This is a genomic window from Streptomyces sp. NPDC056128 (genome assembly GCF_042263835.1).
Lineage (GTDB): Bacteria > Actinomycetota > Actinomycetes > Streptomycetales > Streptomycetaceae > Streptomyces.
Genome location: NZ_JBHJVQ010000006.1, coordinates 329,246 through 342,573 on the forward strand (window position 1 = coordinate 329,246; position 13,328 = coordinate 342,573).

The following is a 13,328-nucleotide window of genomic DNA, read 5'->3' on the forward strand; positions in this document are numbered from 1 at the left end:
GGTCGGAGGGGGGCCGGGAAAGGCCCCTGGGCGGATTGCGACGGGCTCCAGTGCACGTTCGCGCACCGGAGCCCGTCGTGTGCACGGGTCAGCTGCCGTAGACCCGCAGCTCGTACAGAGAGATGCCGTACGGGGTCGCGCGTGTCTGTCCGAGGATCCGGACGTAGCGACCGCTGCCGTTCACGTTCAGGGTGTCGGTGCCTCCGTCACCGGTGGCGGTCTGGTGCAGGTCGGTCCAGGTGCGGAACTCTGGGTCGCCGGAGACCTGCACCCGGTACCCCCTGGCGTAGGCGGCCTCCCAGTCGAGGACGATTCTGGAGATCGTCTTCTCCGCGCCCAGGTCGACGTTGATCCACTGGTTGTCCTGGAACGTACTGCTCCAGCGCGTGGAGCCGTCTCCGTCGACCGCCTTGTCCGGCGAGTTGCTGCCGTTCTCGCTGGACGACGCCCAGGCGCGCTTGCCCTGGGACAGGAGGGTGCCGTCGCTTCCGTTGGGGGAGGTGGTCACGGTGAGAGGCGTGGAGGCGGCGGAGGTGTTGCCGGCCTTGTCGCGCGCCTTGACGGTGTAGCTGTAGGCCGTCGAGGCGGTGAGGCCCGTGTCGTTGTGCGAGGTTCCCGTCACGGTGGCTACCTGGACTCCGTCCCTCAGGACGGTGTATCCGGCGAGGCCGCTGCCCCCGCTGTTGTCGGTGGAGGCGTTCCACTTGAGGGCGGCGGAGGTCGCGGTCTTCCCGGTACTGGTGAGTCCCGACGGTACGCTGGGCACTGTGGTGTCCCCGGCCTCGGTCTGCGTGGTTACCGCGACCGCGGCCGAGGCGGCCGAGGTATTGCCCGCCGCGTCCTTGGCGCGGACGGTGTAGGAGTACGCCGTTCCCGGCGTCAGCCCGGTGTCGGTGAAGGTGGGGGTGGCGGCGGTGCCCACGTTGGTCGAGCCGCGGTAGACGTCGTAGCCGGATACGCCGACGTTGTCGGTGGCCGCGTTCCAGGCAAGGGTGACGCTGGTGGAGGACTTGGCGGTCGACTTGAGGCCCGTCGGTATGGAGGGGGCCTGCTCGTCGTCGGCCGGGGGCTCGCCGCCGTAGAGATCCGCCAAGCTGATGCCGGTGGTGCTGTCGGCACCGCCGAGCCTGACCTGGTGGTCGAGGCTGACGAACTTGCCGCCGCTCTGCCACAGGGTCGGCTTCAACAGTGCGTACTTCGCCTCGTCCCAGGTCTTCCAGTCGTTGAGGAGGAGGCCCCCCGTGTCACCGGAGTTGGGGTTGAGGCACCAGAAGGTCTGGTGGAGGCCGTTCTCGGCGATGAGGTCGCGCAGCGCGGTCATCCACTTCTCGTTGGGACCGTTGTCGAGGAAGCCGCCCCACTCCCCGATGAGCAGCGGCGAGATGTTCTCCTTGTGCAGGTAGAGCCAGTTGGGGTCCCAGACGTCGCGTTCGAGCGTGGTGCGGTTCCAGTCGCCCTGGAACCAGGGCTGCTGGTAGACCAACGGGCCGTAGTCGTGCGGGGAGTAGACGAGCTGGTCGCTGTTCTCACCCAGGTCCACCGGATGTTCCTTGGCGCCGCGGAGGTTGCCGCCCCACCAGTTGAAGTGGTAGTCCGCCTCGGTCTTGGACGACCAGGACTTGCCGGCCTTGGGGTAGATCTCGATGCCCTCGCACAGCACCAGGACATGGGGGTTGACGGCCAGGATGCGCTTGCCGGCGGTCTCACAGGCGTACTTGAAGTTGTCCTGGTCGGTCGAGCCGTCCCACTTGGCGCGCGGACTCTCGGTGTGCTTGCCGTGCGGCTCGTTCTTGATGTCCATCGCGACGAGCGTGTCGTTGTCCTTGTAGCGGGCGGTGACCCACTCCCAGGCGGTGTAGAACTGCTCGGTGGTGATCGCGCCCTTCCACCACACCGGGTAGATGTGGCCGGAGTTGTCCGCCTCGGCGCTGTGCACGTCCAGCATCACCTTGATGCCGTACTGCTCGCACAGGTCCAGCCAGTAGTCGAAGACCTCCAGGGTGGTGAGATCCTTGAGCTCCGGGTTGGCGTAGGTATTGACGCCGCTGGGAACCGTCGCCTGGCCGTTCTTCCACTCCAGCAGCAACTGCGTGGAGATGGGCACCCGGACGATGTTGATGCCACGGTCGGCCATGGCCTTGGTGATCTCGGTGACGTTGCCCGACCACAGGCCGTGGAAGACCCGCTCGGTCGCGTTGAACCCGAACCAGTTGGTGCCGGTCAGCCAGACCCTGTTGCCGTCCTCGTCGACGATCTGGTTGCCCTCGGTGTGCAGCCAGTCCTTCCCGGTGCCGGCCGCGGTCGCCTTGGTGCGGGCCGGGACGGCCGAGGAGGCGGGGGAGGAGTTGCCCGCGGCGTCCCGGGCTCTGACGGTGAAGGTGTAGGCGGTGTCGGCGCTCAGGCCGGTGTCGGTGTACGTGGTGCCGGTGACAGGAGCGCTATTGATCTTGGTGTTGCCCCGGTACACGTCGTAGCTGGTAACCCCGATGTCGTCGGACGAAGCCGACCAGGACAGGGACACCGATGTGGTCGTCGTGGCGGTGGCCCGCACCGCGCCGGGGGCCGTGGGCGCGCGCGTGTCGTCGCCGCCCGACGTGCCGTCGGTGGTGACCCTAAACGCGCCGGACGGGCCCGAGGTGTTGCCGGCCGCGTCCCGTGCTCTGACGGTGTACGTGTACGCGGTCGACGCGTTGAGACCGGAGTCGGTGTAGACGGTGCCGGTGACGGGAGTGGAGTTTACCTTTGTGGTTCCCCGGTAGACGTCGTAGCCCGTCACGGCGATGTTGTCGGTGGCCGCGCTCCAGGACAGGGAAACGCCGTCGGAGGTGTTGCCGGTGCTCTTCAGCCCGGTCGGCGCGGTGGGCGCCTCACGGTCACCGGCTCCGCTTTCCGGGATGGCGGGGTAGGCGTTCCTGACCAGCATCTCGAACTGCGCGTCGAACCAGTGTCCGGCCAGCGGGGCGTCCGGGAGCGCGCCGGTCTTGTTGCCGCCGGCGTTGGGCGCCGTGTACGCCGGGTCGCACATCGGGTCCTGGCGCTTGCCCTCGTCGTTCGGGATGTCCTCACTGGCACCGTCGGACTCACCGGGCGGCTTGACCCAGACGAACGCGTCGATGTGCGAGTCCGGATAGCCCTGCGGCGCGGCCTGCGGCGGCGCGCCGATGCCCGCCCCCGAGGTGTTGCACCACAGTCCCCGGTGAGCCCTTCGGTCGACCTTCGACTCGTTGACGTAGGTGTCGAGCACGGGGCTCGTGGACTCCGACCCGGGACGGTCGCCTCCTCCCCACCCATTGCGGGAGGTGTCGACCAGCATGCCCGTGGAGGCGGGCCAGCCCTGGTCCACGAGTGCGTCATGGACCGACGCGGTGAAGTCGGACTCGTCGAACTTGGCGTTCCACTCGTAGTACTTGCCGCCCTTCACCGGCTGACCGCCGACGGTCTTGGCCGGGTCAGGCAGGTAGGGCTCTGCGACGGGCGTGTAGTTGGAGACGTTGGTGATGAGCCCGTCGACGCTCGCCAGACCCTTCTCCGTACCCTTCACCACGTCCGTGTACAACTGCACGGTCTCGGTGAGGTTGTCGTCCCACCCGAGCCAGCCCGAGTGGGCGAAGTCCATGTAGGTGTAGACGTTCGGTATCGCGTGCAGTTCGTCGAGTGCGTACCGTACGGCGTCCACCTGGATGCCGCTGGCCTTCGCCGCCTGGCACTCGGGGTCACTCGCGACGTTGGTCACCAGGTTGGGCAGCCCGTCCGGCTCTATCACGGTGGTGATACGGATGTCCGCGTACTTCGGGTCGGCGAACACGTCCGTGATGGCGTCGATGTAGTCACTCTTGTAGCGCTCCAGACCCTCCTCGGTCAGCGGCAGTTCGCCGTTGGAGGCCAACGCCGCGCAGTCCCGGCCGGGCAGGTCGTAGACCACGACCGTCGCGGTGATGGGCTGCCCCGGCTTCTTCTGCCCCAGGGCGAGGTCGAGATGGTCGCGCAGACTCTTGCGGCCCGCGTTCGCCTCGCCGCCGTGGATGGCCGCGATCCGGTCCATCCACACCGCGGTGGGATACGACTTGACCGTCTCCATCCTCGCCTTGAGGGACGCATCGTCGGTACGGGAGATGGAGCCGTCGACCATCTCCGCGTAGTCGGGATTGACGTAGGCGCTCGCGCCGGCGAAGGGATTGCCGACGTGGGCCTCGGCGGCCGTGGCTGTCGGCGTGGTGGCCGGTGGCTCGACAGAGGCGGTGAGTACCGCCGCGGTGGCGGTGGCCGTGGCAAGGGCGGCCGCGAGGGCGGCTCCTGGGGTCCGGCGTCTTCTGTGGAATCTCACGGGGGTGCCTTCCTGTGCCTTCCAGAGGGCGGAGGTTTGGGAGCGCTCCCACGAGACGGTGACACGACAAGCTGTGCGGCGGAAGGCGTGCGTCTGAAACCGTCGAATACCGATGCGACTACCGCTAAGCGGATGCGGGTGTTTCGAGACACCCGGCGCCGCCTTGCCGCTGTGCAGGCCCGCCGAGAGCAGCCGTCGACGCGCCCGCCGCTGGGAACCCGGCCGACCCTCTTCGCGCCCTGGTGGGTCACGGGCTGGGTCGGCTGGTGGTGATCTTGCCCAGCCGTGCGGCGGGGAATGCTGACGCGGCGACGGGATCCCACCTGGCTGGGCAGCACGTCGGTGGCCCGCCGTGCGGCGGAGGTGGCATCAGCCGGCCTACCTGCGAACTTTGCCGGCGACTGTGCCTCACAGGCCGCAGGCCCGCAGCGTGCCGTACCCAGGTCGAAACGTCGGCGCCAGCCCCCCGCCTGGCTTTAATCTCTGAGGGGGTAGGGGCCGCCACGCCTTGCCGGGAAGGCGTCCTCTCTTGACGGTGCGGGTCAGCGCTCCGATCTCGTGTCCGCTGCGGACAACCTCTCCGGTTCCATGCCCTCCGTGACGCGCAGCTCCTGGGTCCCTACGACTGACAGCAGTTCCAGTTGCTCGGCCCCCCGGCTTCCGGGCGGGGCGGTGAACCACAGCAGGTGTTGCCGTCCGTCCTCGCTGAGGAGGTTGTAGCAGTCGAGTTCGATGACGCCGAGCATGGGGTGGACGATCCTCTTGTGGTCCATGCGGGGCACCGCGACGTCGTGGGTGTCCCAGAGGGCTGCGAACTCCTGGCTGCGGTGGCGTAGCACGGCGACCATCTTCGTGACCTCCGCGTCCTGGCCGCGCCGGGCGGCCACTGCTTGGAGGTCGGCCGCGAACACCCGGGAGTGGTGCGGGTGGTCCTCGGGCGGGTAGATCTCGCGAGCCTGCGGGTCGGTGAACCAGCGATACACGAAGCTCGCCGCCGGGCCGCGGTGTGCCGGTGACTTCCCGAGCAGGGTGAGACCTGGCTGCCCACCGTGCCGAACGGTCGCATGCTGGAGGCATCGCGCAGCGGCCATGTGGTGCCTTTGCAAGATCCCGAGCTGGTCATCGACACCCTGCGTGAGCTGGTCACATCGCTGTCGACGGACGAACGGGGCTCCTGACAACAGGCCGCCGTGCCTGCCCTGGCCGGGGACAGGCACGGCCGACTCCTTGAGGAATCAGGGCGCCCAGGGTGCCTCCAGGACCCAACTGCTGTCGGCGGTGAGGGTCTGCGGACGGTCGAAGACGTCACCGCTGCCGCTGCCGGAGGCGATGTACACCTGTGAGGCGTGATGCCGCAGGAACGAGCCGGGGACGTTGATCGACTCGAAGGTGACACCCGTGCCGCCGACTCCCGGGCGGGCGCAGAACGTGGCGTCCTGGCGGAAGAGCGCCGAGCCGTCGTCGGGTGAGTTGCGCACCCGGCTGTCGGCGTGCCGCAGGAACTGCCCCGGGTAGTTCACCGACTCGAACGAGTAGCAGGACGAGTCGGCGAGCCCGCGCCGCACGGTGTACGTCGCGTCCTGCTTGAGCAACGCGCTGCTCCCCGCGTCGACGATCTCGGTGCGGGCGAGGCTGTCGGCGTGCCGCAGGTACCGGTTGGTGTGACCCCAGGTGGTCACCCGCAACGACCGCCGCACATCGGTGGGCAGCAGCACGGAACTGCGCCACAGAGCCGGCTCGCCGGTGTTCCAGGTGGCGTCCGCGGCGAAGGAAGTGGCTGTGTCCCACGCGTTCGGGCCGCCGCTACGGGCCAGGTACACGCTGTCCGCGTAGTGACGCAGGTAGTTGCCTGGATAGTTGAGCGATTCGAATGATGTGCCGCCGGCGGCGAGGCCCGGGCGGCTGCACCAGGTGGCGTCCGCAGCGAACGAGCCGCCGGTGTCCGCGTCGATGCGCACCCGGCTGTCGGCGTGGCGAAGATAGCGGCCGGGGGAGTTGACCGACTCGAACGAGTAGCAGCGAGGGTCGGCCAGCCCGGTCACGGTGCGGAACGAGGCGTCCTGACGGGCGCCGTCGCCGGAGGCGCTGCTCAGCACGTCGGTGCGGGCCATCGAGTCGGCGTGCCGAAGATAGCGGTCGGTGTGGCCGGCGGAGGTCACCTTGAACGACCGGACGTGCCCGAGGCTGAGGCCCGAGGCGGTGTTGAGATTGCGCGACGCGGCGATGAGCCCGCCGTGTGCCCTGCGCAGCTGGCCGGTGTCGACCTTCTGTACCCGCCGGTCGTAGGTGAGAAGCCCGTTGTACTCGCCCTCCACATCGGTGATCTCGGTGTAGACGTAGGCGGACAGGCCCTTGGTGGTCATGAGCTGTTGCACGTCCCGGACCATGCCGGTGTAGCGGTCGTTGAGCTGCTCGCGGCTGTTCACCTGCTCGTAGGCGAAGAACTGGCCGCTCGGGCTGTACTCGTGACCGGGTGTGCGCAGGCCGATGCCGCCGAACTCGCCCAGGACGGAGATGCGGGTGTCCGAGGGGCGTGGGGCGTCGGGGCCGGTGTAGACGTGCCAGTCGATCATGTCGCCGGTGCCCGGGTCACCTCGGGAGTCGCAGCAGTTGTATCCGCTGTGCGGGTTCATCAGGCGGGCCGGGTCGTAGTTCTCGAGCTCCGTTGTGATGCGCCGGGTGGCGGCGAGGTCCCACTCGCCCCAGCCCTCGTTGAACGGTACGTAGGTGACGACGGCCGGGGAGAACCGGTGTTCGTCGATGATCTCTCGGGCCTCGGTCTCCAGCTGCGCGATCTGCTGAGGGGTGCGGTTGTGGTCGAACGCCGGGGTGGAAGGTATGTCCTGCCAGACCAGCAGTCCGAGCCGGTCGGCGTGGTAGTACCAGCGTGCCGGTTCGACCTTGATGTGCTTGCGCACCATGTTGAAGCCGAGGTCCTTGTGCTTCTGCAGGTCGAAGGCGAGGGCCGCGTCGGTGGGTGCGGTGTAGAGGCCGTCCGGCCAGAAGCCCTGGTCGAGGGTGCCGATCTGGAAGACGAACTCTCCGTTCAGGGTGGGGCGCATGACCCCGTTGAGCATCTTCTTGCCGACCTCGCGCATGCCGAAGTAGCTCGTGACGCCGTCGACGGCGGCGCCGGAAGCGTTGCGGAGGGTGACCCTCATGTCGTACAGGAACGGGTCGTCGGGCGACCAGCGGCGGGCGTCGGGCACCGGGACGGAGAATTCGGTGAAGCCGCCGCTGGCGCGGCCTACCACCTGGCTGCCGGACATCGCCTCGGCCAGTACGGTGTGGCCGCTGACGTTGCCCCGGGTGAAGACGCGGACCCGGGCGGTGTTGGTCGACAGGTCCGGCCTGATGTCGACGGAGTAGATCGAGGACGCGGGGGTGGGCTCCATCCACACGGTCTGCCAGATGCCGGACGATGGTGTGTAGAAGATGCCGCTGGGGTTGTTCACCTGCTTGCCGACCGGCTGCTTCTCGCCTCGCCCGTCGGTCGGGTCGTAGACACGCACGATCAGCTCGTTCGTACCGCCGTTGAGCTGCGGTGTGATGTCGACCTCGAAGCGGTCGTAGCCGCCCTTGTGCGTGGTGACCTGGGTGCCGTTGACCCAGACCGTGGCCTCGTAGTCCACGGCGCCGAAGTGCAGTTGCACCCGCTGGCCGTTCCAGCTCTGTGGCACGGTGAAGGTGCGCTTGTAGAACATCAGGTCCCGGTCGTCGTTGCGCATGATGCCGGACAGCGCCGACTCCACCGGGTACGGCACGAGGATGCGCTCGGGCAGGGTCTGGCCGATCGGCGGTGCCGCGTTGCGGTTGACGTTGCCCGAGCCGTCGGCCGGCGGGTTGAGGAACTGCCACTCGCCGTTGAGCGACTGCCAGTCACCCCGCTTCATCTGCGGTCTTGGGTACTCGGGCAGGGGGTTGGTGGTGGACACCTGGTCGGTCCACGGAGTGGTCAGTGGTGGTGTCTTGGGTGTGACGGCGGCGGAGGCGGCACCGGTGACGAGTAGGCCTCCGGCCATCGCCAACAGGACCGCCAGACAGGCGATGATGCGACGCATCAAACTCCTCCAGGGCAGGACGGTGCGAGGAGTCCCGCGCGCCGCAGGGCCGACGGCTGGTGCAGCGTGTGCGGGAATCCGTGCGTGGCGAGCGAGCGAGTGGTGCAGACGCGGGTGAGAGAGCCCCACGCCGTGGCCCTGGCCAAGGGGCCAGGGCCGAGGTGCGGGGAACGTAGCATGAAACAGAGTTCAACGGAATCACTCAGGAACAATCAACAACCGTCATGATTCCCCGACTTGGTCGCCAGCCATGCTTCAGGTCCGCGTCTGGAGCAGGGGCGGGTGTGCACGGGTCGTGCACGCACAGCGTTGGTATCGAAGCTGTCTCTCACGAAGGAAGGACTGCCCCGCGATACACGCGGTCCAGGAGACTGAACAGCGGGGCGTCGTATTGCCGTAGTTCCGGCCGGGTGTTGATGTTGTTGTGAACGCCGTCTCCGCCCGGTCGTCCCTCGTAGTTGACGCCGAAGTAGCTCTGTACGCCTTCAGCCCAGTATTCCGAGATGTTGGTGATCGCATAGGTCTTGTCCCAGCGGCCCGATGCCCTTGCCTGGTCGTAGGCCCGCTGAAGGTCGCCGACGAAAGCACTGTCGATGTGGCGCAGAGCCATGTCCGCCACCGAATGGCCGACCTCGTGCACGAAGTTGTTCTCCCGACCCTGGTTGTCCATGAGGTTCGCCTCCGTGCCCACTGACAGTGGCAGGCTGTCCGTGGCCCCCATACCGGCCCAGTACCGATCGTCGAGTGCGGTCCCGTACCTGGCCCTGACCTCAGGGATCGAACTCATCCTCTCGGGGCGCGCGGTCAGTACGACCCGAACGTTCCGTCTGCGGAGCTCGTTCACCGGAAAGTAGGGGTAGGTGCGAGTAAGCGTCTCCAGCTGACGTGCTGCTTTGAGCAAGGTCGTGTCATCGACCGAGGCGGAGCCCAGCACGGCGATGGACAGGCCGCTTGCTTGGTCTGTGGGCCCCTGCACGTACTTCGCATACCAGCGTGTGTCCAGCTGGTAGTGGTCCACGATCATCTGAGGCACGGGGCTCTGTACGGTGACACCGGCGACTCGTTCGTGGACGGCGGCCGAGGTGAGTACGGGACCCTCCGATGCGTGACCGGCTTCCCGCGGAGCGGTCAACACGAGAGCTGCTGCCGCGACGGCCAGAGAATGGCACAGGCAGTTGCGTCGGACGGACGCACCTCTTCCCTGCTTAGATCGGTGTACGTCCAGTTCCGCTGCGGGGACCATCTCATGCCCTCACTTCTTCGTCGCGAGCAGCTTCCGCTGCTCCTGAGACCTGAAGTGGAGCGCTCCTGATGGGGAACCTCGCACGTCCGGCGCCAAGCTGGAAGCCCCATGCGCCGAAGAGCCGATTCCCGAGTGAATTACCGGTAGGCGTGGGGAGTGGTTTCGAGCCGTGCCGCGCGCGTACAGCCCGACGCGCCTGGCGCTACCTCATGGACATCGCAGGCCTGCACCTGCTCTCCGAGATGCCTGTGATCGTCCATCATTGTGGGCCGCAGCGCGCCGTGACGGCAGCGGGCCAGGAGTCTACTGCCCGCCCCTCCTTCCAGGCTGGATGAGCGTGCCAGGGGCCGAGTAAACGCCTGGCACGACCATTCGCAGCTTGTGGCTGTGGGCGAGGGCACTGGTAACGCTGCTGGATGCAGTTGTTCCACTCGGTGATCGTTCCGGGTCGTCTGTGGAGCTGCCGACGTCGTAACAGGTGGCGGGTGACGGTTCTTCGAGCCGGGCGGCTTGCCGGTGCCGGGTCGGCTGGGTTCGGGTACACCGGTTGGGCAGGGCAAATTCAGACGGAGGTTCCTGATCGCCAGGCTGACCTGGGCGGGGGTGAATCGGGCGGGCTCTTCCAGGACGTCCACCTGTGCGACGGCAGCGTTGAGGAGAATGTCAGGATCGCCGCCCCAGACGCCGCGCCGCCGAACTGGCCTCGGCGGCGACGCCGTTCTGGCTCGACCGGATGATCGCGGAACTGCCCGACGGCTGGGACACCAAGGTGGGGGACGATGGCGCCCGGCTGTCCGGGGACAGCGCCAGTGAGTGTCCATCGCCCACGCCTTGCTCAAGGACGCTCCGATCCTTGTCCTCGTCATCGCGCACCGGCTGAGAACCGTCGCCCACGCCGACCAGGTTCTGGCCCTGGAGGACGGCATGATCACCGAGCGCGGAACACACGACGACCTGGTCACGGCGGACGGTGCGCACGCGTCTTCTGGCAGTGGAGGGCCCGGGCCCGCGGCTGGTGGCTGGGGACGGGCACAGACATGACCCCGCACCCGGCACCAGCGACGCCGGACTCAGAGGCAGCGGCAGCGTCAGTGGGAAGCACGACACGATGAGCAAGGGCACCCGGAGCACCCGGCACTCCTGGGCGCGCCATCCCGCCTCGCGCGCGAGCATGCTGGAGCCGTGCCATGACCCCGCGGCCACCGTCACCCGTTACGCCAGGGCCGGTCTCGCCAGCCAATACATGGTGTACGAGGTGGAAGGCGGAGTGTGAGGGGGAGTAGCCCCTGTTGCACGCGCTGCTCACCGCCGTGAGGTAACCCCAACCGGCGACCGGATCGTAGTGCGGGCGATATTCGAGGCACGGGCGCGCAGGGTCGCTGATCTGCTCGTGGTGCCATCGGCGCAGCGTCCGCTTGGGACGGCCGACGCCCGATAGGACCGAGGATGTCATCGCCACCGGTCCCGCCGCCCGGGGCCGGGCGGTGTTCCGTACGACCGGCGACATCCACGTGGGGTCCTGTAGAAGGCCGTGGTCTCCCGGAAGGCCCCGCTGCCCGCCGCACTCTGCCCGGACTTCCCGCGACGCATCTCGGGGCCCGCGCGCCAATACCTCGGCACATTCCCATGTGCTGGACCTCGGCGAGGTTCTGACCCGGCGGAGAACGAGCGCCGGCCCGCCGAAGCTGTCAGCGACCCCAGAAGGTACACGAGCACACCGTGTCCGTACGTCTGGGGTGGGACGTGTTTATACGGCAATTAGATCCGGAATTGCGTTTGAAAACCGTTATCAATTTTCGAATTCGGGAGGGGGATCATTTCATGGCGTGCGTTTCCTGTGCCAATCTTGCACACTCGGGAGATAAACAGAGAGTCGGCGTCGTGCGTAGCGTGCGACGACATGAACTCACGGAGATGATCAGCGTGGCGACAGCCCTGGAACATCAGCCGCACCCCGGACACGACCACACGCATGGTGAGGGCTGCGGGCACGTGGCGGTGCCTCACGGTGACCACGTGGACTACGCGCACGACGGTCACCTGCACCGCAGTCACGAGGGGCACGCGGACGAATGCAACACCGGTGAGCACCGTGAGCACGGCGACCACGACCATGCGCATGGTGAGGGCTGCGGGCATGTGGCGGTGCCTCACGGCGATCACATGGACTACGTGCACGACGGTCACCGGCATGCTGCTCACGATGGACACTGGGACGATCATTGAGCACTGCTGACTTCGGTCTGTAACCGGGGCGGAACGGCGTGCGACAGACGGTCAAGGCCAGCGCACTCACCACACAGACCTGCACCCTCTCGCACCAGCGTGGGCGGCGCGGTCGGTGGAGACGTCGTCCGCCTGATCCGCTCCCGCGATATCCGCGACGACTCCTCAGCCGGCGCGTCTATTTCGTACGGCACGGTGTGGCCGAGCGTCGAGGGCCTGCGACCGGGGTGGATGCCGCCTTGCGCGCCGTTCTCTACAGCGACCTCACATCCTCTCTGGCCGCGCGATGCCTCGGACGTCCTGATGGCAGCCTCCAGCGACACGCCCGCCGACGGGACGGCCGATCGCCGCGTCACGGCGCGCGACCCGTCGCCAGCTTGTGATCTCCGGAACCGTGCTGCCGCCCGGAACTCGGCCTGGTGTTCGTGATTATCAGGTGGAGAAATGACGGACTCCCGCGACGAAACCGGCACGTGACTCGACGCACGGAGAGACTGGCTGAGCGGGACTGTCCCTGGCAGTGGGCTCGGGTTGCCCAGCCTCGCTAGCGATCTCGATCGAGGAGTTCAGATGCGCCTGTACAAGCACGTGATTACTGCCGTGCTCGTGACCATCGGAGCCTGCGCCACCCTCGCCCCTCAGGCTGTGGCGGCCCCCAGTTCCGTGGCGACCAGCAAGACCCCCGCGGTCATGACCCACCACGCCGCCTCCAGTGCAGCTGGCGACAGCGGAGCGGTGACTGTCTTGTGTAGCGGCGGCTGCCCGCAGTAGCCGCCTCTGCAGGACCTGACGGCGGAAACCGACGAAGACGCTGCCTTTGGCGTCTCACTGCCGCCATGTCTGGCGAGAATGCGGCGAGCACAGATGGTGGAAGGTCTGCGCCAGGACGTGAACGAGCCCGACCCGATGCTCCCCCTGCCCGTGGCTGGCCCCGACCGGCCGCCCTGCGCAGCGGCGGAATGGCACGGACCCGGCGTCTTGGGCGAGCGGCGGTCACGGCGCTCGCGGAGTCGGCTCCGGCAGCACCACGGGGCCCTGCGCTGACCTGCTTCCCTGCCTAGCCTGAAGGCAGAAGGTACAGAGGACACGACGTCGGCCCGGAACCAGACCCTCTGCCCCGGATCGAGCGTGCGCCTGTGCGAACGGCATAGACAACAAGCCGCTGGTGACGGTCAACGGGCCGGACTTGCGGGGGTAGGTACGAGCGCTGCGATGGCGTACGAGGCGTGTGGGGCGGAAAATCGGGAAATCAAGCGACGGCCATGCCCGTGATGTGGCGGTGCGAAAAGAGGTGGTTCTCATGTTGATGGCCCATCCTGCATTGTTGCGGGATCTGCTCGATCAGTACGAGGCCCTAGGCACTGTTTCTCGGATCTCCCGACGTACGTGGGGTGTTGGGGTCAGGCTGTCTGTATGGGGCGTGGAGATCTGACCCATGCGGAGTGGGATCGGCTTGAGTCGTTCTTACCTCTTG

General features: G+C 67.5%; 5 protein-coding genes and 2 pseudogenes. 1 reads left to right on the forward strand and 6 read right to left on the reverse strand.

The features are described 5' to 3' along the window. Positions 1-88 precede the first annotated feature (88 nt). From ACFC1X_RS16220 to ACFC1X_RS16245, 6 genes and pseudogenes are all read right to left on the reverse strand, one after another. Entirely contained in the window at positions 89-4,324 is a 4,236-nt protein-coding gene (locus ACFC1X_RS16220; protein ID WP_376353757.1) for a glycoside hydrolase family 6 protein, read from the reverse strand. A gap of 542 nt (positions 4,325-4,866) precedes the next feature. Then, positions 4,867-5,439, reverse strand: a pseudogene (locus ACFC1X_RS16225) (transcriptional regulator); the annotation flags it as partial. A 120-nt stretch (positions 5,440-5,559) separates the two neighbouring features. After that, positions 5,560-6,039 (reverse strand): AbfB domain-containing protein, encoded by a 480-nt coding sequence (locus ACFC1X_RS16230; RefSeq protein ID WP_376353817.1) that lies wholly within the window; start codon positions 6,037-6,039, stop codon positions 5,560-5,562. An 18-nt stretch (positions 6,040-6,057) separates the two neighbouring features. Continuing rightward, a pseudogene (locus ACFC1X_RS16235) lies at positions 6,058-8,385 on the reverse strand (AbfB domain-containing protein); the annotation flags it as partial. A 328-nt stretch (positions 8,386-8,713) separates the two neighbouring features. After that, a complete protein-coding gene (locus ACFC1X_RS16240; protein ID WP_376353760.1) occupies positions 8,714-9,409 on the reverse strand; it encodes a hypothetical protein in 696 nt (231 codons plus the stop codon). Between the two features lie 882 nt (positions 9,410-10,291). After that, positions 10,292-10,606, reverse strand: coding sequence for a hypothetical protein (locus ACFC1X_RS16245; RefSeq protein WP_376353762.1), 315 nt, complete (start codon positions 10,604-10,606; stop codon positions 10,292-10,294). 936 nt (positions 10,607-11,542) lie between these two features. Here ACFC1X_RS16245 and ACFC1X_RS16250 point away from each other — a divergent pair. Further along, complete coding sequence (locus ACFC1X_RS16250; protein WP_376353819.1) at positions 11,543-11,854, forward strand: hypothetical protein; 312 nt, start codon at positions 11,543-11,545, stop codon at positions 11,852-11,854. Positions 11,855-13,328: the final 1,474 nt, after the last annotated feature.